Source organism: Candidatus Binatia bacterium (assembly GCA_026415395.1).
Classification (GTDB): Bacteria; Desulfobacterota; Binatia; order HRBIN30; family HRBIN30; genus HRBIN30.
This window is the reverse complement of record JAOAHD010000002.1, coordinates 173731-194131: the sequence shown is the minus strand read 5'-3', so window position 1 is coordinate 194131 and position 20401 is coordinate 173731. Positions and strand designations below refer to the sequence as shown.

Here is a 20401-nt window from a genome sequence, read left to right as displayed (position 1 = left end):
CGCGGCAGGAGGAAAGCGATGGAGTACGTTTCGTTAGGTCGAACGGGGTTGCGAGTCAGTCGCCTTTGCCTCGGCACGATGAACTTCGGACCTGTCACCACCGAACAGGACAGCTTCGCGATCATGAATCGTGCACTGGAGCTCGGCATTCAGTTCTTCGACACGGCGAATGTTTACGGGTGGAAAACTGGCGAAGGAGTGACAGAGCAGATTCTCGGGCGCTGGTTTGCCGAGGACAAATCTCGTCGCCACCAGGTGGTGCTGGCCACCAAGGTGTTTGGCCGGATGGGTACAGGTCCGAACGATCGCGGGCTTTCTGCCCGTCACATCCTGCAAGCGTGCGAGGGGAGCCTACGGCGCCTGCGAACCGATTACATCGACTTGTACCAGATGCACCACGTCGACCGCGACACGCCCTGGGAAGAGATCTGGCAAGCGATGGACGTGCTCATCCAACAGGGAAAGGTTCTGTACGTGGGCAGCAGCAACTTCGCCGCCTGGCATATCGTCCAAGCAAACGCGGTCGCCAAGGAACGCCATCTGCTCGGTATCGTCAGCGAGCAGAGTCTTTACAATCTCGCCCAGCGCACGATCGAGCTCGAAGTCCTACCCGCGTGCCAAGCGTTGGGCATTGCTGTGATTCCCTGGAGCCCTCTTGCAGGCGGCCTGCTCGCCGGCACGGACGATCCGCAGGGACTGTCTCGACGCGCGAGCGACCGCATTCGTCAGGCGGCCGAAAAACACCAGGTTGCGTTGCAACGTTATCAACAGTTCTGCCGCTCTCTTGGTTTGGCTCCCGCCAAAGTTGCCTTGTCGTGGCTGCTCCATCGGCCGGGCGTGACTTCCCCGATTATCGGACCACGAACTATGCAACAACTACTCGACGCCGTCGAGGCGTTGTCCATTCAGCTCGACCCGAGCCAGTTGGCGGAACTCGATGCGATTTGGCCAGGGCCCGGAGGTCCGGCCCCGGAAGCGTATGCATGGTGAGCGTTCTTTACAGTGCACTTGACAAATGATTTTGTTTACTTCATCATGCACGAGCAGATGGTCGGGTGCAGTTCAACAGCTACCCAAACGAAGGAGGGAGACATGATGGAACGAAAAAGCTACCGGCAACGCCTCGTCGGCGGGGCACTGATCGCGTTATTGCTTTGCTCTTGTGCGATGCCCGGCTGGGCCGCCGAAACCAAGCCCATCAACGTGAACACGGCAACCATGGCGGAGCTCATGTCCATCAAAGGCATCGGGGAGGCAAAGGCGCGGGCCATTATCGAGCATCGCGAAAAGCACGGCCCGTTCAAAACGGTGGACGAGCTTAAAAATGTCACCGGAATTGGCGACAAACTTCTGGCCACACTGCGGCCGCAGGTAACTGTCGGCGAACCCGCACTTCCAGCGCCAGGGGCGGCACCAGCAACGAAATAGCGAGGTCTCTGCGCGCTGGGCGGTCCATAGAGCACCCGACCATCGCTTTCCAAGGATGCTTGGCACCCACGCAAATGGTGTTCACTAGCATCACTCAACGGCCAAGCGTGATCTCCGCTTCGGTCGTTTCAGGCGATAAGCGAACCCAAATCTGCTCTCCGTCGCGACGCCAGCCTGAATTCTGCGATTCAAGATCGGCCATCGTCCCTAGCTCTGGCATGCTTCGCTCTCCGGCGTGCACTGAACGCACGGCCCCCACGGGTAAACCCAGGCACTCGACAATCGCCCCACGGCGGAAGTCGCTCCCTGGCGCGTACCGCAGCCGTACTCTGTCGCCTTCAGGCGCAACCTCGACAGCTTGTTCCAGTCGCGTTCCGTCAAACACCCGGAAAGCGGTTCTTCCTCCCGGGAACACGCGCGCGTACAGCGTTCCGGGAGATGTGGCGTACGAGTCCACCCTCTCGGGGTCCGAGGTAGTAACCAAGGTGTCAATGGTGGGCCGCAACAACGGCACAATGCCGCCCTGTGCGAGGAACACGGGAATATTCGCCAAAGGTACGGGCACGGTCGACCGTCCCGGGCCGCGATACCTTTGCCCGGTCCACCATTCGATCCACTCTCCGCTGGGAAACAGCACCTCCCGCTCTCGCCGCCCATGCTCGACCACTGGAGCCACGAGCAAAAAGTCGCCGAGGAAATACTGATCCCAAGGGTGCTCGCCGAGAGAAGGCTCGACAAGGCCAAACGGGCGCTGGATTGCTCGGCCATCTTGCTGCAACCGCTGCAAGTACGTCCAGAGGTATGGGAACAAGCGCAGGTGCAAGCGAGTGTACGTTCGATACCAGTTGAGCAACTCTTCATCGAAGCCATTCTCGGGCGTCGGCTCCCAGGCCACGTCGTTCGTGCTCGTGCCGATTTGCATCGCCGGGCTCAGCGCTGTGTGCTGGAACCATCGAACGAACAGCTCCTTGTCCGGTGGCGAGTGGCGATAGCCGCCAGTGTCCGAGGCGAAGAGCGGGAAGCCCGAGGGCCCAAGCCCAGTCCCGGCTACCACCGCCGCAGGCAACCCGCCGACGGCGACGTAAGTCGTACCGTCTTCCGTCACGCGCTCGCGGTGGCGCGCAAAACTCGCGTCTAAGTCTCCCGGCCACACCACTGGACCGAACGCCTGCCCGCCCAAGGTCGAGTGGCGGACCAACAAAAGCCCGCCTTCCGGGGGCAAAACTTCGGCGTACGTCTGGTGGTAGAACAGTTGGTAGCGTGCGTGCATGGTTCGCTCGTCACTGCCGTCGGCAAACAGCCAGCGGTTGCGTTGGGAGCTCACGCCAACGACCACGTCTTCACCATAATCCAGCTTAAAACCGGCAACCCCGAGACTCCGGTACCCTTGCAGCAAACCCTGCCACCAACTGCGCGCGTCGGGATTCGTGAAATCCAACGGGCGGCCCCACGGATTCAATAACGTTCCCGTTCGCACGGGGAAAAAACCACGTGCAGCAGCTTGCTCGCGCAAGATTCGAGTCGCTTCGGCGCGCGTATCCAGGTACGGTGTGTGCCAGAGTGCGACGCGATAACCGAGCTGACCCGCCTTCTTGAACATCCGCTCGGGGTCGGGGAATCGGGCTGGATCGAAGTCGAACGAGTTTACTGCTGATGCATACGGGCGGTCGATCCAGACACCCGTTGCTGCCAAGTCGAGCTCGCGCATCTTTTCCAAATCGTCTTCGAACTGGGCCTGGTCACGGTTTTCATCCCGCCACACCAAAGGTCCCAGCACCCACGGAGGCGGCAACCGCGGAAAGCCGGTGACTTCATAATAGTGGCGCGTCACATCGAGCCCGCTCGCTGCTGCAACGAGGTACAGATCGAGACCAGTGCTGCTCGCTTCCCCAAGCCCGAACACCGCATCGACATGCTCCGGATCGCTCCACTGCACATCGAACACGCCCGGGAAGTACGAGTGGATCAAAACGCCCCAGCCACCCGAGCCGATTAAAAACGGCACCGGCACGTGAGCCTCGTTGTAAAAACTCTCCAGCTCCGGATCCAACTCGATCTGCATGGCGCGCAATTTCCCGCGATGGTTCACATCGTCGAAATATTCCCCCAGGCCGTAAAACCCTTGCTCCTCGGGCGCGAGAAAACGCAGCCGGAAGTACGCAACCGCAGGAGCGGGAAGCGGCCGCCATTGAATTTGGAAGCGCCCATTCGCCTCCTCCTGGATCAGCAATTGTGCCTCGACCGCCTCGGGATACCTGAGCCTTGCCTCCACGGATGTGGCTGTTCGTGAAACCACTTCGAGAGCAAGCGGCGAGACCCAACGCAGACCCGCCGGTGAGGCATACAACCCGTTCGGCACGAATAAGGGGTAAGGATCGTAGTTGAACCCTGGGTCTACTTGCGCAACGAAGCCGAGTTGCCACCCGGAGAGGTCGATCACCACCAACGCGCGACCGCCACGCCACACACGCGTCGTTCCCGCTGCCGGATCGAGTTCCAGGCGGTAGTCGCGACCGAGCTCGATGCCGCCTGAAGGCCGCATCATTGTCTCCCCATCATCTCCGCAGCCCACTGCCACACTCACCGTCAAGAGAAGAACGAGTGCGACCTTCTTCAAGTGGATGTCTTCCTTCCGCCGCTGAGTTCTCGTAACCACAACCGCTTTTTGGGTGGTCCCGCTTGCTGCGTCAACAGCTCCCGCAAGCGAGTCGACGGTGCGAACTCTTGCAAGCCTTCGGCAATTTCGCTTTGCGTTGGGAAAACTGTGCGCGCATCGCCTTGAGCGCGAACTAGGAACAGAGGAACATGGCAGCGTTAGATCCCCGGCAATGCATCTTGTTCAGCGGCGGTCTGAAAGGAAGCGAAGCATGCTTCGGTGCCACGGCGGAGCGCTACGGCATCGAAGAGGTCACATTTACGTTTGAAGGGCACCAAATCGAGCGCCAGCGCGGTTTGCGCGTGCTCACGCACGAGGAACTCCAAAAAGGTGACGTGAGCCTCGCTTACGTCTCCAAGCTCATGCACCGACATTACCCGGAGACGGACTATTTCAAAAAAGTCCTCCAAACCATCTGGTATCAAGTGAACAACGCCCAACAGCTGTTCGTGGTGGGCACCATCCTGCCAGACGACACGGTACAGGGCGGAACCGGTTGGGGCGCGGAGTTTGCCAAGCTCTGCAACAAGCCACTGTTTGTGTTCGACCAAGCGCGCAACGATTGGTTTCACTGGAACGGAGAACGTTGGATCGTCAAGCTGCCGACCATCTCCCACCATCATTTTTGCGGAACCGGCACGCGTTACCTCGAAGCCAATGGCCGGCAAGCAATCGAAGACTTGTTCGCTCGCTCCTTTAAGTGACTCACAACGAAGTGACTCACAACCCGCCGCCCACGCGTCGGCCGAGTCTCTGAACAACCCCTACAGTGCAGCGCTCGCGCACGACATCGCAGCGAGCTTGCTGGAACGGGGCAACCCGTCAGGTCGAAAGCTCGCGCCCTACCAGCGCCGACCACCGCCTCGCCCACCGCGCCCACCCGTCCGGGGCGAAGCTGCTTTATTCTGTTCCCGCGCTTCAGCCACGGTGATGTTGCGCCCCATGAACGAAGCGCCGTTCAGTTGCTGAATGGCGTCCGCCGCCTCCGCTGCTGAACTCATCTCCACAAATCCAAACCCTCTGGAACGCCCCGTGTAGCGATCGACAATCACTGCCGCCGACTCGCACTGACCCACTCGGGAGAACAGGGTTTGCAAATCCGCATCGGTGGCATCGAAAGGCAAATTCCCAACGTAAAGCTTCCGACCCATGAGTACCTCCTTTTGCAACTGCAGCACGCGCTCTTGACTGAATGTGCTCCGGGTCGGACGGCTTTTGCGACACTTTTAGCCCCAAGCGGCCCTCAGCGGCTTTCGACAAGCAGCCTCAACACCACCGCCTGGGTTCGCGCAGGATCCATGCCTCCCGGCTATCCTTTCTTATCGATGAACACCCTTACCAACCTTTGCCCTACCGTACAACTACGATTGCGTCGTTGTGCGCCAACAATCCCGCATGAGCACAGAAGCCGCCGTTCGTCACCGCCTCGCTCGCAACCAGCGCACACCTTCGTGGAGCACAACGATGGCACTCCCCACGAGACACAACAGCGGAACCCAACTTCCCCAAGCTACAAACAGTGTCATCTCCGCCGAGACCAACCGTGCACCGACTACAGTTGCTCCGGCTTGGTCCGGAGGGACGAGCAGCCGGATCCGACCCGTCTCGTCGATGGAGGCGGTCAGACCTGTCGGCGTCACACGGACCTGTGGTCGCCGAGTTTCGATGCTCCGCAAGGCGCTCGCGATCAGCGCCCACCGCTTGCCCGCTTGGCGTTCGAACCAAGAATCATTGGAGAGCGAGAGCAGCAAATCCGCTCCCATGTTCACCGCTTCCCTGGCCGGTCCCGGCACCACCGCATCGTAACAAATCAAAGCGGCCACCCGTACTGACGAAGCGGCCGCAGTCACCGGTATCTCCACGACTTCCATCGTGGATCCTGGCCTCCACGTTCCCAACCAGGGGAGATGTTGGCGTAACCAATCCGAATCCATCCACCTGGGAACATGCTCCGTGAAGAGGAAGGGGTGGAGTTTTCTCTGAAGTCTTACCCGCAATCCTCGCTCGTCGTCTTCCGGAACCAAGAAAAAGGCCGCGTTATATTCCCCTTTGTCGTCGCGATCATAAGCGCCGAAGACCAACGGGCGGCGGTGAAACTGGACGAAGGCCGCAATTTCCCGATCGAACAGAGCCCCTTCGCGGCTTTTCGGACGCGCGAAGGTGGTTGGATACACGGTTTCGGGCCAAGTCCAAAGGTCGACCTCGCCGTCCAATGTTGCGCTCAGGCTCAAGTACCGCTGGAGGATTTGCCTTACGGCTTCGAAGGCACCGAGCTCCTGCCTCAAGCGTTCGTAGTGCGAGATGTTTCCCTGAACAACCCCTACCCGAACTTCATGCTGTGCCCCAACCCCCGCAGTTCTCTCCAACTGTACAAGTCGAGCCCACCCGTAAAGCCACACTGCGGCAATCGTCGCTCCCGCCAGGCCGAAGCTCGCAAGCCCCGTGCGAAGGCTCCTCCGGAACACCAACTCATCTAGCCCGCCGGCAATCCAAATGTTCACACACAGGAGAATGAACGTCAGCAGGTACACACCGCCCAAGTCTGCCGCTTGAGCCCAAGCTAACATGGGCCACAAGCCAAGACCGAGCGTATCGCCCAGCAGCTTTGTCGGCGCAAACCAGTCGCAGGCTGTATACACCGCCGCTCCCAGAAACGCCGAAGCGAAGTACCCGTGCAGCGCGGGTGACCTCTGCCGTTGCAGCGCATGCGTCGTGAGCGCGAGTGCCACGAGTTGTGGTTGCACGAACAAAGCGGCGCCGCTCAACAGTGCTGCGGCTGTTGCATACGACCAGCCCGTGTATGCCGCCACTGCGTCGACAAACCAGCCAAAAGCCGACAGCGTGAACAAGACAGTTGCAACAACGGACCAAACAACCAGCTTGCCGATCGAGCCACAGCGTCTCCACAGCACCAGCCACGGAACGAGCACAACCCAGCCAACGCACACATGGGGCCATTGACCGGCTGCATACAGGCGGACCAGGACCGCACCGACAACAATGCCAAGGAGTCGCCCCAACACGCCCATCACCGCATCACGCAGCAGCGCCAGGCTTCGGGAGGACTCGACCGCTGGCACCGGTTCACTCATTGCTCAGGGATGGCGCTACTTCCTCTCGAGGGGGCGGTTCGAACAGGGGCACACCAGACTCGGGGACTTCGAGCATTTTCTGCGGTAGTCCCGGAGGGGCTAACCCCGCGGGAACAACAAGATCCTCCGGCAAAGGAATGCGGTTTCCCGCCGTATCGTAGAGTTCCGCATCCGGGTGAAACATCAGAATTGGTGGAAGCGGTTTGCCATCGTCGGTCACTTGGTAATGGCGCATGTAACCGGGAGGAAGTTCGAAGTCGTCGGGCACAATCAGGCCACTTTTCGGCGGGTTTGTTCCAGGCGGTGGGAACAATGCAATGCCACTCGGCTCGTCGCCCCCAGAGGCTCCTGCGGGTTCAGCTTCCGTGGTGCCCTTTTCCGCACTCGCTGAAGTTTGCGAAGGTGCTGGGGCACGTCCTGGAGCGTGGCGCTCTTGCACATCCGTCGGCTTTAACGCGCCGCCGATTTCACGTCTGGAGTCCCGAATAGCCACTCGGTCAAGCTTTGTTCCTCCCTCCTGCCGAAACCCCTCGACCGGAGCGGCTCGCTCGCTGCTTCCAGAGACAGATCCATCGAAGGCCGGAGCCCCCACGCGCGCATTCCACCAAAGCAAGACGGCAGCACTGCCAAGCGCGAGCACGACCAATGCAAGGATCCAGCGCGACCGCGTGGCATCCTTTCGGATCACCCGCACGCCATCAGCTCTACGCTCGACCCTTTGGATCACAGCAGGCATCCTACTGGAATTCGTTTGCACCGGACAAGATTGAACTGCTCCGAGGGCTTGCGAGCCACCTCGCCCACTACCACCCAGACTCTTGCGCCACGCGTTCGCGATGCCACTCCGGGCTTCCAAATGCGTAGCGGTTCCACTGCGCCCGCTTGAACCAAATGTGTAAGGGGTGTTCCCAGGTAAAGCCAATCCCTCCGTGCACGCGCAAGGCGCTTTCGGCGACCCGGCAGAAAACTTCGGAGAGATGGCCCTTTGCCAACGAGGCTGCGTACGCTGCTTGCCGAGGCAGAGCATCCATAGCGTACGCTGCGTACCACACCAGGGAGCGGGCCAGTTCGATCTCCGCCGCCATCTCTGCGCAGCGGTGCTTAACGGCTTGAAACGAACCTATGGGGCGGCCGAATTGCTGGCGAACTTTCGCGTATTCTACCGACATTTCCAGCAGCCGCTCGGCGCCGCCGAGACAGTCGGCGGCCAACAGCACCGCGGCGGCATTCTGCACTCGTGCCAAGAGCTTCTCGGCTTGGGGGCCGGCTGCAAGGAGCCAACGGCGCGACACGGTCACTCCCTCGAAAGCGACTTCACACGGGCGGTGCGTACGGTCTACATCCTCCATAAACCGCACGCTGAGGCCAGCTTGCTCGCGCGGCACCAAGACGATGCCAGTGGAACGCGTGCCAGCGTCTACCAAAGTGCACACGACGAGCAACACGTCGGCCACGTGGGCATCCAAAACGAAGCGTTTGACGCCTTGTAGTCGAATCCCAAATCGCCCTACCGTGCCCCGTGTTTGCAACGGAAAGGGCCAAGCCGACGCATCGCCCTCGAACCACGCCAACGAGCCGACCGCTTGGCCAGCTGCCAGCCGCGGCAGCCAGTCGCGCCGCATGGTCGCCCCCGGCGCGTGCCGCAACGTCAAAATGGCCAAGGTGTTCGCAAGATGAGGTCCCGGAACCGCCGCGCGGCCCAGTTCTTCGGCAAGCACTGCGGCATCGAGACAGGTGCCACCGAGTCCACCGAATTCGGTGGGCGCCAATACACCCACCCAACCAAGGCGAGCCATGGCTTCGTAGAGCTGCCGCGGATAGCCATCATGATCGTCAGCGAGCACCGCCCGTGCTGCAGACGGTGGCCACTCGACCGCCAGAAAATCCCGCGCGGTCTTTTGCAACAACTCTTGTTCAGGTGACAATCCGAAGTTCAAGCGGCGCCCACCTCTTCCGCGGTTTTCCTCGGCATCGCCGCTGGCTCCCGTGGTAGACCGAGCCCGCGCTCGCCGATGATATTTTTTTGGATCTCGGAAGTCCCCCCGCCGATAATCATACCGAGCGTGAACATGAACTCGCGCATCCACTTTCCACGCTCGACGGCAAACTTCGATATCGGAGCTTGGGTGGCGTAGCCCCCGAGCAGGTCGAGCGCACAGGCAGCGATCTCATGATTCAGTTCCGTCGACACCAATTTGTTCACCGACGCGGCGATCCCTCGTGGTCGGCCCCAGACCGTGTCGGTCAACTGCCGGTACGCATGATACCGCATCGCTTCCACACGCATCGCCAGCCCTGCAAGGCGTTGGCGCACCAGTGGATCTTCGATTGCGGGATGCCCTTGGCGCATCGAGAGTTTGGCCAGGCGGACCAGGCCGGAGAACAGCTCGACGGTCCGTGTCGCCGAGCCGAGCATATTCCGCTCATGGAGCAGAGTGGCATTGGCAACTTGCCAGCCCTGATTCAGCTCACCAACCAGATTGCTCCTCGGCACCCGCACATTTTCAAACCACACCTCGTTGAAGCCGCGCTCCCCGGTGATCTGCACTAGTGGGCGCACGGTGATCCCGGGCGATTTCATATCGATCAGGAGGTACGAAATCCCCCTGTGCTTCGGAGCGTTTGGATCGGTGCGGACGAGGCAAAACATCCAGTCCGCGAACTGGGCGTTGGAGGTCCAAATCTTGTGCCCGTTCACGATAAACTCATCGCCGACCAGATCTGCGCGGGTTTGCAACGAAGCCAGGTCCGACCCTGCGTTTGGCTCCGAGTAACCTTGGCACCAAATTTCCTCGGCAGTGAGGATCTTCGGGAGGAATCGACGCTTCTGCTCCTCCGTTCCAAACTGGATGAGCGTGGGCCCGACCATTTGAATGCCCATCTGCCCGATCAACGCAGGGGCCTGAGCACGCGCAAGCTCTTCGTCGACAATTGCTTGCGTGAGCACGTCGGCTCCCTGACCCCCGTATTCCTTAGGCCAACTCAGCGCCACATAGCCTGCCGCGTACAGTTTGCGTTGCCATTGTTTGGCCCGTTCGATCCGCAGTGGGTCATCGTACTCGAGATGGCCCTGCGCGCGGCGCCACGTGGCGAGATTTTTCCGTAACCACTCTCGAAACTTGCGCCGAAACGCTTCGTACTCCGGCGGGTACGCTAAATCCATGGTGTCGCCTTTCTCGGTGCGCCTCGAAACGGCAAATGATTGGCCAGTTCTGCGCGCAAATCAACTGAGCAGAACGTTTTTCCCGCCACCTGTTGGTGGCCACGAGTCTTGGCTACAAAGCGCAAGGTTTTAGGAGGGTTTATGCAGAATCTTGCGTTACCGGCACTACTGACGAGCTTAGTTCTGTTGGCCGGCTTAGGCTGGTACGTCACCGAACTGCGCTCGGAAGTGGCCCGGCTGAAGCAGGAGCTGCGAAGGGTCACGTCCGCACCGGAGAGGAATGCACGGCCGGCAGCGTCCATGCAAACTAGCGCCACCCCGCCCCGTGTTGCCGGGCCCGACCGCAAACTCTCCGCGGAACAACGCGCCGCCCTCGTTCGCGGCTTGGGTGGACCGAATTCCAGCCTGGCCAATCCAGTTTGGTTTGCCACCGTCCCCAACGATCCAGAGGCTGCCGCTTTTCAAAAGGAGCTCCAAAGCGCCTTTGAAGAGGCGGGCTGGATCGTGAAAGGCAATGCCCCGGTGCGCTTCCGCATGAAGCCGGGTGTGTATGTGTTCGCCGCCGACGAAGATCCGCCCTCCTACGTGGGCATGGCGCAGCAGGCCTTGCAGGATGCGGGAATCGAAATCACCCAGTCAGGCCGCGGTTACCGAGAGTTTTACCGGCAGAAGAAGGCAGAAAATCCCAACTGGATCGGCTTTGACCTCGCAGAAGACCAAACCTACGTAATCGTCATCGGGCGTAAGCCGGAACCGACCCCTCCGGCTTCGTGAGGCTGCCAACAGAGCAATGGCTATAGCAAGACAACCTTACCCGGTCGAAGTTCGCCGGCAGGTCGATGGCGAGTTCATGGAGGTCGTCTGGAACGACGGCCACACCAGCCGCTACGCCTGGAGCTACCTGCGGGGGTGGTGCCCCTGTGCGCAGTGTCAGGGACATAGCGGCACCCGACGATTTGTCTCGACCCCGACCGCGCAGCTCGAGCGTGTCGCCCTGGTTGGCCGCTACGCTCTGAACTTGCGCTGGCGCGACGGACACGAAACGGGTATCTACACCTACGCATACTTGCGCGAACTGTGCCCGTGCTGCCACGCACAGGAGCCGCACCGCGCCTCGTAATCCCACGCGTCGCGACGTTTCACCGCCTCGCTGCGGTGCGGTAGCGCTCGCAAAAATAGCTCTGCCGGAACTCAGGGTAACTCATCCGCTCCGCCACCACCTCGGGTGAGCGCTCCTCTGGGTCCGCCACCAGATCATATCGTTCCAGCCGTTGCCGTTTGAGATGATAGACGAACTTTTCCCCGGGGCGCTGGATCACGATCTGCCCGCCGCTGTAGGGCTGCACCAAGATGTGGCAGAGCTCCGCGCTTTCCACGGCCGCATCGGCAGATGACCGCTTCAGTAGCCAGGCAAACGAATGCGCACGCCGCCGGCCGTCGAGGAGTTCCAAAACTGTTGGCGGAAGATCGGCGAGGCTAGGTTGCACGCCCACAACTTCCCCCACGCGAAACTCCGCCGCACGCGCCCGTGGTGGAACGTACACAAAAGGGATGGCAAAATTCTCCGCGAACCAGCCGTAATCATTCAAGTGGTTACCGTGCATCCCAACTGGCCAGGAGTGGTCCGGCGTGATGATGAGATGAGCGTCGCCCTGAGTGAGCTTTTGGTAGCGAGCGTAAAAGTGCGCCACGCAATGGTCTTGCTCGACCCACGAGTTCAGGTACCACTCGACCGGGTTTTGCGGCAGCGGAAATGGGTGCAGGTGAGCGTAACCAGCGCGACCGGCAAAAGGGTAATGGTGAGCGCTGACCTCGATGTAGACAAACTGCTTTTCGTCCTGTCCCCGCCGCTCGAGATCGTCAAACACGGCATCGTAAAAACGGCAATCGTCAATTCCCCACGAACTCAGATCGCTCACGAATCCAAGCGACGGGCCATCGCGAAATTCGTCAAAGCCCAGCGCACGCGCGAAATTGCGATAGTTCATGAAGTTCGGATCGTCAAACGCAACATAAAAGAGCGTACGGTAGCCCGCTCGGCGTAAAACCGAGGGCAGGCACTCGGAAAGAATTTTTCCTGGATTGTAGGAGAGTGCTTGCCCTACGTTATTGGTGATTCCACAGAGGATGTTTTCTAACGCCCGGTTTGACTGCACGCTGTTGCTCCAAAAAAAGGGGAAGAACACCCCGTCCCGCGCCACGCGTCGGAGATTCGGCATGTAGTCTCCATCATACCTCCGGCCCTCGAACTTGAGCGTGCCGCTCAAAGCGTGAGCGCTGCCAGACTCGAGCTGAAGCAAATACACGCTTTCTCCTCCCACCACGTCCCAATCGCTGGTCTCAGGGAACAGCGGTGCCACGATCGGTTCATCGGCTGCACGCGCAAGCACGGCGGCAAGCTCCGGCCAGACCATGCGCTGCTCGTGCGCGCAGAGGCTCCAAAGAAGCACTTGCAAACCCAACGGTACTACAATGGTCCATGAGCGAAAGAACTGCAAAGGGTTACGCCGAAGCCACCGGGAACCCTGTCGCCAAAACTGCCACAAGATCCCCGCGCATCCAGCGGCCATGGCCAGCAGGAGTGGCAACCGCCATCTTAAGCTTGTTTTGAGCGTGCGAACCACATCGCTCTCGGCATCGAGCGCAAAACGCACATCGAGTTGGTGGCCCGACCAAATCCAGTAGACAATCAGGCCCCACAGAATCGTTCCGTACAATCCTGCCACGACGCACACAGTTCCTGAGGCCAGGCCGGCCGCTCGGCCAAGACGACTGGTCGCTAAGAGGAACGTGACACCGAGGCTGAAGGTTACCACGTAGTCGGTGGCGGCGATGAAAAGCCCCCAGCCCGACTGATGCTGCAGTAAGGCCGTCGCGAACGCGGGGGCGAGTGCGTAAACCGCCAACCCGCAAGCCAACCACAACCAGAGTTTCGCCCGACCTGAGTCCGGGTTCGAAGTTAGTGCCCCAGGAGGGACTTGAACCCCCACCCGGTTACCCGGAGCAGATTTTGAGTCTGCCGTGTCTGCCATTCCACCACTGGGGCATGAACCGGCAACCTTCCCTAACGAATTGCCCCTGGACCCTGCAACTCGTCAGGTCCGGAAGGGCTCACTGCGGCTGCTGCCGCGGCGGCTTTGGGAGAAATGTATCCGTCGGGCCTTTCGCCTCGCGTGCTTTCGAAGACTGATAGTATTCGATCTTCGCGGTCGCCTCCTGAGCCAAGCGGCGGAGCGTCGGGTCCTGCTCGGTATTAGCGAGCTGCTGGAGCACGTCCAACGCCTCCACGGAACCAATCTCACCAAGCGCATAAATTGCGGTGCCTTTAGTGGCCAGGTCCAAATCGAGTTGCAGGAATTCCAGCAGCGGGCGTGCGGCGCGCGGATCTCCAATCTTTCCTAAGGCAGCTAAAATTCGCTGTTTGAGCGCCGGCTCGCTCGTTCGCAAGAATAGTTGCTGCACGAGCACCTGCGTGGCATCGGCCGCACGCATTTCGCCCAAGGCTTCAATGGCCTTGGCGCGCACGCGCACATCCGGATCCCCCACGGATTGGATCAGGTATTCCACCGCCTTCTTATCGCGGGAATTTGCCAGTTGCCGCACGGCTTCGAAACGCACATCTGGGTCCGCATTGTTCAGTTTGCGAATATGCTCGTCAAAGGAACCGCTTTGCGCCTTGTTCCTTTGCTGCATCGTGCGGCTTGTAAACTGCGCGCTAGCAAGCATCGGCATGACCCAGAGCAGTACGGCCAGCAGCGATGCGTACTGCCAGTGCAGCCAGAGCCACCGGGTCCGCCTCAAACTCGACCGCATGTGTGCGCCCTTAGCTACTGCTCCTCGGCGTCCCGAGCTGAATGAGGATCCAATCAGCCATTTCGCGCACCGAGTACGGTGGCGGCTCATCCCGCGACAGTTCCAGTGTCACCCGCAGCACGCCGCCTTTTCGCAATACCCTCACACCCTTCAAGTCCGGATCGGCTTGTGGAATCGTTCGTTCCGGGAGATCCTCACCGGCATTCACCGCCGAGGCTTCGATGACCACGCGCGCCGGCCGGGCTTTGCCTTCGTGCCGCACAACATCCGGCGCTCGCGACAAGCGCAGGATCACTGCTTTTCCACCTTGCTCGGCCCCGCTCACCACCTGCACCTGCCGCAAAAGCAAGGGACTAGCGGCTACCGCACCAACGTTGCTTTGCTCCGGCCGCATGAGCCTTGAGCAACCGAAAGCGCCAAGCGCGAGAATAGAGGCGAGGACCAGTATTGCGCTTCTCTTCATTGGCCGGCTCCGCTTAGCCCACCCGGCTGTCGACGGCAAGCAACGCCTCGAGCCCACCGAGCCGGCAATCCACGCTCCGGAATTCACCCAACCATGGTGAGGCCACCGCTCACGCTTAAGACTTGTCCGGTAACGAAACTCGCGTCTGGCGAGGCAAAAAACGCAATCGCAGCGGCAACCTCCTCAGGCTTTGCCAATCGGCCCAGTGGCACCGCTCTGGTGATCGCCGCGATAATTTTGGCGCCTGCTTCCGTGCGCGTCACCTCCTCCAGCAAACGGGTTTCTGTCGGCCCGGGGCAGACAACATTCACGGTGATCCGATAGCGTGCAAGCTCGCGGGCCAACGTCTTGGCAAAGGAAATCACTCCACCCTTGGCGGCAGCATACACCGCTTCGCCACTACTGCCCACTCGGGCAGCGTCGGAACTGACAAACACGAGCCGGCCACGCTCTGCATGGATCATGTCGTCGATGACCGCGCGAGCCACAAAAATCGGACCCATGAGGTTGATGGCAACAAGCTGCTCCCAAAGTTCCGGAGAGTTCTGCGTGAAGGGCTCCATCCGGTCCCAACCAGCGGCGCTGACGAGGATCGAGATTGGTCCGAAGGCGCTCCGAACCTGTTCCACCCCTTCCTGCACCGCAGAGCGACTCGTCACATCCATGGCCACGGCCAGCGCTGGGCTTCCGGCTTCGCGCAACAAATTTGCCACCTGCTCCGCCCCTTCTGCGTTGCGGTCAGCAATCGCAACGGCGGCTCCCAGAGCGGCCAATTTTTCCGCAGAGGCGCGCCCGATGCCACTCGCGCCACCCGTCACCAATGCCACTTCGCCCTCAAGCCGTTTCATGCTCCGCCTGTACAACGGCCTCCCCCGAACAGCAATTCCGTAGACTTCTCTGAGGCGAATCCATAAACTGCCGGACTCTCCCTATGCGCCTATCTTCCCGAGTTCGAGTCGCCACGATGGTTGCGTGGCTCGCTTCTACCCTGGCACAAGCGGGCTGCGCTTGGTTGGGGATGCCGGTGGTTTGCGGATGCTTATCGGCGGGAGATGCGCCCGCACCGCATCTGCCATCGGTGCCGCTCGGTCGGCTCGTGGTTCTTGGAGACTTTGGTGCTGACTTCCAAGGACGGAACCGGAACGTGGCCGAAGCGGTGCGCGATTTCCTCGACTCCAGCACAAACAGCAATCCCCCCGCCCTCGTCTTGCTCCTCGGGGATAATTTCTACCCGCGTGGGCTTGTCGGGGTCGAAGGTCACTGCAACGCAGCCACCACCCATCCCGAAGCCCTGCGGCAGCAGATCGAAGCTGTCCTGGGACCCTATGCGTTTTTCCGCGAGCGGGGGATCCCCGTCGTCGCCGTTGCTGGGAACCACGATCATGGGTGTGGCCCAGTCGCTCTCGCCAACCAAGCGCAATTGGACCAGTTTCTACCAACCGAGCAACGCTGGGGTCCGCTGTGGCGCTTCCACCACGGCGCCCCGCAGGCGCTCGAACTCGAGGCGGCACGGGTCCAAATCCTGTTGCTGGACAGCGAACCCATGCTGCAAGATCGGCTCGCTCTGGCAGCATCGATCAGAGAGTTGGCAACCATCGTTCAGCGCGATCACGCGCAATACGCGTGGCGCATTGTTGCGGCCCACCATCCCCTTCGTACGTTCGGAACCCACGACGGCACCTTCCCGGAGGGTCTCCGCAAGCCATTCAGCTTCACCCTGTTCCCCGTTCACTTCCTTGCTGCGGCCGGCTTGCCGCCGTTTTCCGGGCTCTCCCAAGATGCCTACTCGTTCCGTTACCAGCGTTATCGGCGTGCACTCGAGCAGGCGTTCCGGGAACACCCGGGGGCGGTGGATCTATTCTTGGCGGGCCACGATCACAGCTTGCAGTTCCTGCCGCCAAGCGAGCGAGGCCTGCCATTCGAACTCATTGTCGGCAGCGGTGCATATTGCTCGCCGGTACGGAAGAACCCAAAGGCGGTTTTTGCAGCAGCAAAACACGGCTTTGCGGTGCTGGACTTCGGCCCGGAGCACCTTCTTGTGCGCATTTACGGAACGACGCCTTGCGCCCACAAAGAGATTTGCCCTGCCGGCAGTGGAAAGGCATATTTGCTTTACGAAACAGTTCTCCATCGCAACGGAGCGACGGGCTCGACCGAGTAAGAGCTGGCTGCGACCGTTGTCCGCCGGTGGCCAACTGCAGGAGGTAAGATCATGAGCGAGGCATTTTTCCACGAGGACATGCAGTGGTTCCTCCGCAACCGCGTCGATTGGTCAGATCTTCTTCGCATCCAAGGGCGCAGCGCGGTGTCGGTGGACGATGAGCTCGCAACCTATACCGCAACTCTAGAAACGGCCGACGCCATTTGCCGCGACCTTGAAAAGGAATGCCGACTGCATTGGCACGAAGAGGCGCAACTCGTGGATGACGAGGTCAAAGTCCCCCCTTTCATTGCCGCCGGCTACGAACGACTGCGCCAGGCAGGTCTCGTCTGTTTACCAATTTCTCCCGACTTCGGCGGTTACGGGTTGCCGTTCCTGATCAACACGTTTTATCTGGAAATGCTCGCGCGGGCCAACTCCAGCTTGATGACCATTGTCGGCCTGCAAACCGGCGTCGCTGGCGACATTGAGCGTTACGGCTCAGAAGACATCAAACAGCGCTACCTGCCCAAACTCACGAGTGGCGAATGGCAAGGCAGCATGGACCTCACCGAGCCCAACGCCGGCTCCGACCTCGGTGGGATCGTGACTCGCGTGACCGAAGAGCAAGGCCGCTTTTTTCTCGACGGAGAAAAAATCTTCATTACCAACGGCGGTTCGCAGGTTCATCTCGTGCTCGCCCGCGAGGCAGGAATGTTTCAGGAAACGCGCGGGACAACCAATGGCCTCAGTTTGGTTTTGGTTCCCGCGTTCTTACCCGACGGCAGCCGAAACCGGATGCGGGTCACGCGTGTCGAGCGGAAAATGGGATTGCACGGTTCTCCTACTTGCGCCGTAGAATTCGACCACGCGGAGGGCTTCATTCTCGGCACTCGCGGACGAGGTTTTCGCGCCATGCTCGATCTGATGAACAGTGCGCGGCTCGGAGTTGCTGCGCAAGCGCTAGGGCTCGGCCAAGCAGCCTTCGAGGAAGCGTTGAACTACGCCAAGCAGCGCGTCCAGTTCGACGCGCCGATCATCCAGCAGCCGCTGGTAAAGTCGATGCTCACGCAAATGACCATCAATTTACAAGCGGCGCGCGCGTTACTCTACCGCACGTCGGCTCTCGTTGACCGGCTGGAAAGCCTGCGGCGCGCATTGGCATCGGCTGGATCCTCTCCCCCGGCAGAGTGGCGGCAGGAGTTTGAGCTGCTCACGCAAACCGTGCGGCTACTCACTCCGCTCTGCAAGTACTACGCAACCGAGATCAGTAACGACGTCGCCCGCAAAGCGATTCAGATTCATGGGGGGCTGGGGTACATGGCAGAGTCGCACGTCGCGCACCTCCACTGCGACTCGATTATTACGACGATTTACGAAGGCACGTCGGAAATCCAAGCGAGCTTCGCCCTCAAGGAGATGAGCAAGGGTAGCCTGTTTACGGTGCTCGACCAAATTGTTGCCGAAGTGCAGGAGCTCAAAAGCGCATATCCGGAAGACTGCCAGCGCATCGAAGAACTGACCAACAAATGGATCCAAGGTTCGCTTCCCTCCTTGCTTGAAGACCCGCGTTACGCCTTACTGAACGCAAAGCGCCTTGTCGAGATGGTCATCGACATCATCGCTGCAGTGGAACTATTGCACCAAGCCAAACGCTCCGAGGGAAAGCGCCTGGCAGCGCGGAGTTTTCTCGATCGCCGGGCCCTGGCCATCGAAATGGGTGCGCGCAGAATTCAAAGCGGCGACGTGAAGCGGTTGACGCGCTACGACAAAATTCTCGGCATCGATGCGGAGGCTGCACCGACTCCATGAGTCTCGCCGCTTCGTCGACGGAGCCCGTTGCAGACGAACGTCCGGAACTCAGGACCGCTGCACCCGACGGCGAGCGCGTCTCGCTGCGCACGCTGTTGGTTTACGGAGCGCCCAGTTTTGCTGGCGCGGCCATGCTCGTGCCAATTCTCATTCACATGCCGAAATTCTACTCGGACGTTGTGCTCGTCCCACTCGGGTACCTCGCGATTGCCATCGCAGTGGCCCGCGCGATCGATGCACTCGCGGATCCGTTTTTCGGCTGGCTTACTGACCACAGCACCCGCTTCGGGCGCCGACTTCCCTACATCGCCCTCTGGTCTCCACTCTGCGCGTTGGCGTTTTTTGCGCTCTTCGATCCGCCGCGCTCGCTTTCGCCACAAGCCGCCGCAGTTTGGTTCGGCACCATGTTCGTCCTGTACTCCGTGTTCCACACGGCGTATGGGCTTCCCTATTGGGCATTGGGCGCAGAACTCACTCTAGACTACCATGAGCGTTCGAAACTCTTTGGCGTACGCGAGGGGTTCAGCATTCTCGGCACCATTTGCGCTTCGGTCGCCCCCGGGATTCTGGTCGGTTACTTTGGCTTCAACGACCGCCAAGCCTTCGGCTGGATTGGCATCGTCTTCGCCGTGCTTCTCGTCATTGCCTGCTATGCCGTGGTGGCGTTTGTGCGTGAGCGCGCGGAGTTCGCAGAGCGCACCTCGAATCCATTCGCACCGGGCATCAGGCGGGCATTGCGCAACCAACCCTTTCGCATCTTGCTCGCAACGTATGTGGTGTCGAGCATCACGGGGGCAATCCCGGGCACGCTCATGCCGTACTACAACGCTTACGTTCTCCGCCCCACAAACGAAGCCGGATGGTTGGCCATTTTGCTCGCCGTCTACTTCTCGGCTGCGTTCATTTGCTTACCCGGCTGGATTTTTCTCGCTCGGCGCGTGGGCAAGAAAGGCGCGTGGCTCGCCAGCTTTTTCATGGGCATCACTGGAGGGGCAGCGCTATTTTTCCTCGGCCCGGGAGACCTTGCTCCCGCAGTCCTTCTAGTCGCTTGGGCCGGTTCGAGCTTTGGGGCGGGATTGTTTCTCGGACCAGCAATGCAAGCCGACGTCATCGACTACGACGAGTTACACACGGGAAGACGGCGCGAGGCTCAGTACTCCGCGTTTTGGAGCATGCTCCCCAAGCTGGTCGCGATTCCAAGCGCCGCGGTTCCCATCGCCATTCTGGGGTCGATCGGCTACGTGCCCAATCAACCGCAGACACCCGAGGTGGTGTTTGCCATCAAGGCTATCTTTGCCCTGACACCCGCAGCCTTTGCCTGCCTTGCCTTCCTCATTGCTCTCCGTTTCCCCATTTCCGAGCAAGTGCACCGCGAAATTCTGCGCGGCATTGCGCTCCACCGCGAGGGTTACCCGGCAATCGACCCGCTGACGGGCCGCACCCTCCCTCCGCCCAGTCAGCGTGTTGTGGACGAACAGATGGGCTGGTTCCTGGATTACTTCTCTCGTCGAGAACTCCTCTCCTACCTGGAGGGCTCGGCCACGGCACCCATCAGGTCGGCATGGCGGTCAGCACTGGGGGCACTCGTGTGCGGAGTTACGGCGCTCGTCTTTGCCTTCAGCCAAGTGCGGAGCTTGGATGTTGACCCCGGCGCCATCCCTGTGCTCGCAGTGGTCGGTAGCGGCTTTTGTGTTGCACTCGCGGCCTTCCACGCCTCGCGACTCCCTGCCGCGCGTGAACTCGCCCGCAAGCAGATCCCTGCATCTGTGATCGAAGCTCATTTGAATGGCCAGCGCCACTGACGCTGGTCGGCTGGACCCGCAGCGCAAACAAC

The 20401-nt window shown here is 60.5% G+C and carries 18 protein-coding genes and 1 tRNA gene; 8 read left to right on the top strand and 11 right to left on the bottom strand.

Features of this window, described 5'->3' with window-relative positions; genetic code table 11:
- The first annotated feature begins 18 nt into the window (after nucleotides 1–18).
- Both N3C12_01375 and N3C12_01370 read left to right on the top strand, forming a co-directional pair.
- The gene (locus tag N3C12_01375) at nucleotides 19–990 is read left to right on the top strand and encodes an aldo/keto reductase (GenBank protein ID MCX8071089.1); all 972 of its coding nucleotides are present in this window, start codon (nucleotides 19–21) and stop codon (nucleotides 988–990) included.
- A gap of 102 nt (nucleotides 991–1092) precedes the next feature.
- Nucleotides 1093–1428, top strand: coding sequence for a helix-hairpin-helix domain-containing protein (locus N3C12_01370; protein ID MCX8071088.1), 336 nt, complete (start codon nucleotides 1093–1095; stop codon nucleotides 1426–1428).
- Nucleotides 1429–1522: 94 nt separating this feature from the next.
- Here N3C12_01370 and N3C12_01365 read toward each other — a convergent pair whose 3' ends face one another.
- Complete coding sequence (locus tag N3C12_01365; GenBank protein MCX8071087.1) at nucleotides 1523–4045, bottom strand: hypothetical protein; 2523 nt, start codon at nucleotides 4043–4045, stop codon at nucleotides 1523–1525.
- Between the two features lie 188 nt (nucleotides 4046–4233).
- Here N3C12_01365 and N3C12_01360 point away from each other — a divergent pair, with 188 nt between their 5' ends.
- Nucleotides 4234–4788 (top strand): hypothetical protein, encoded by a 555-nt coding sequence (locus N3C12_01360; protein MCX8071086.1) that lies wholly within the window; start codon nucleotides 4234–4236, stop codon nucleotides 4786–4788.
- A 138-nt stretch (nucleotides 4789–4926) separates the two neighbouring features.
- On the opposite strand, the gene N3C12_01355 is transcribed toward N3C12_01360, so the two are convergent.
- The 5 genes from N3C12_01355 to N3C12_01335 form a co-directional block, all read right to left on the bottom strand.
- Nucleotides 4927–5235 carry an RNA-binding protein gene (locus N3C12_01355; protein MCX8071085.1) on the bottom strand — a complete coding sequence of 103 codons (309 nt, stop codon included), beginning with the start codon at nucleotides 5233–5235 and terminating at the stop codon, nucleotides 4927–4929.
- A gap of 267 nt (nucleotides 5236–5502) precedes the next feature.
- On the bottom strand, nucleotides 5503–7164 hold the full coding sequence (lnt, locus tag N3C12_01350; protein MCX8071084.1) for an apolipoprotein N-acyltransferase: 1662 nt from the start codon (nucleotides 7162–7164) through the stop codon (nucleotides 5503–5505).
- A 4-nt stretch (nucleotides 7165–7168) separates the two neighbouring features.
- Complete coding sequence (locus N3C12_01345; protein MCX8071083.1) at nucleotides 7169–7912, bottom strand: hypothetical protein; 744 nt, start codon at nucleotides 7910–7912, stop codon at nucleotides 7169–7171.
- 67 nt (nucleotides 7913–7979) lie between these two features.
- Nucleotides 7980–9113, bottom strand: a complete 1134-nt coding sequence (locus tag N3C12_01340; protein ID MCX8071082.1) for an acyl-CoA/acyl-ACP dehydrogenase — start codon at nucleotides 9111–9113, stop codon at nucleotides 7980–7982.
- On the bottom strand, nucleotides 9110–10339 hold the full coding sequence (locus tag N3C12_01335) for an acyl-CoA dehydrogenase family protein (GenBank protein MCX8071081.1): 1230 nt from the start codon (nucleotides 10337–10339) through the stop codon (nucleotides 9110–9112). The genes N3C12_01340 and N3C12_01335 overlap by 4 nt, the downstream gene beginning before the upstream one ends.
- Nucleotides 10340–10480: 141 nt before the next feature.
- Between N3C12_01335 and N3C12_01330 the strand changes: the two genes are divergently transcribed.
- Together N3C12_01330 and N3C12_01325 are read left to right on the top strand one after the other, a co-directional pair.
- Nucleotides 10481–11113 carry a hypothetical protein gene (locus N3C12_01330; GenBank protein ID MCX8071080.1) on the top strand — a complete coding sequence of 211 codons (633 nt, stop codon included), beginning with the start codon at nucleotides 10481–10483 and terminating at the stop codon, nucleotides 11111–11113.
- 16 nt (nucleotides 11114–11129) lie between these two features.
- Complete coding sequence (locus tag N3C12_01325) at nucleotides 11130–11459, top strand: DUF971 domain-containing protein (protein ID MCX8071079.1); 330 nt, start codon at nucleotides 11130–11132, stop codon at nucleotides 11457–11459.
- Between the two features lie 19 nt (nucleotides 11460–11478).
- Here N3C12_01325 and N3C12_01320 read toward each other — a convergent pair whose 3' ends face one another.
- From N3C12_01320 to N3C12_01300, 5 genes are all read right to left on the bottom strand, one after another.
- Nucleotides 11479–13245, bottom strand: coding sequence for a sulfatase-like hydrolase/transferase (locus tag N3C12_01320; GenBank protein MCX8071078.1), 1767 nt, complete (start codon nucleotides 13243–13245; stop codon nucleotides 11479–11481).
- Between the two features lie 57 nt (nucleotides 13246–13302).
- Nucleotides 13303–13385: transfer RNA gene (locus N3C12_01315), tRNA-Leu, on the bottom strand.
- A gap of 65 nt (nucleotides 13386–13450) precedes the next feature.
- Nucleotides 13451–14152 (bottom strand): HEAT repeat domain-containing protein, encoded by a 702-nt coding sequence (locus N3C12_01310; protein ID MCX8071077.1) that lies wholly within the window; start codon nucleotides 14150–14152, stop codon nucleotides 13451–13453.
- 10 nt (nucleotides 14153–14162) lie between these two features.
- Nucleotides 14163–14615, bottom strand: a complete 453-nt coding sequence (locus N3C12_01305; GenBank protein ID MCX8071076.1) for an AMIN domain-containing protein — start codon at nucleotides 14613–14615, stop codon at nucleotides 14163–14165.
- An 83-nt stretch (nucleotides 14616–14698) separates the two neighbouring features.
- Nucleotides 14699–15463: an SDR family oxidoreductase gene (locus N3C12_01300; GenBank protein MCX8071075.1), complete on the bottom strand. Its 765-nt coding sequence runs from the start codon at nucleotides 15461–15463 to the stop codon at nucleotides 14699–14701.
- Between the two features lie 116 nt (nucleotides 15464–15579).
- Here N3C12_01300 and N3C12_01295 point away from each other — a divergent pair, with 116 nt between their 5' ends.
- From N3C12_01295 to N3C12_01285, 3 genes are read left to right on the top strand one after another with little or no spacing between them, the layout of a single operon-like run.
- Entirely contained in the window at nucleotides 15580–16776 is a 1197-nt protein-coding gene (locus N3C12_01295; protein ID MCX8071074.1) for a metallophosphoesterase, read from the top strand.
- A gap of 51 nt (nucleotides 16777–16827) precedes the next feature.
- The gene (locus N3C12_01290; GenBank protein ID MCX8071073.1) at nucleotides 16828–18567 is read left to right on the top strand and encodes an acyl-CoA dehydrogenase family protein; all 1740 of its coding nucleotides are present in this window, start codon (nucleotides 16828–16830) and stop codon (nucleotides 18565–18567) included.
- Nucleotides 18564–20369 carry an MFS transporter gene (locus tag N3C12_01285; GenBank protein MCX8071072.1) on the top strand — a complete coding sequence of 602 codons (1806 nt, stop codon included), beginning with the start codon at nucleotides 18564–18566 and terminating at the stop codon, nucleotides 20367–20369. Before N3C12_01290 ends, N3C12_01285 begins: the two co-directional genes overlap by 4 nt.
- Nucleotides 20370–20401 lie beyond the last annotated feature (32 nt).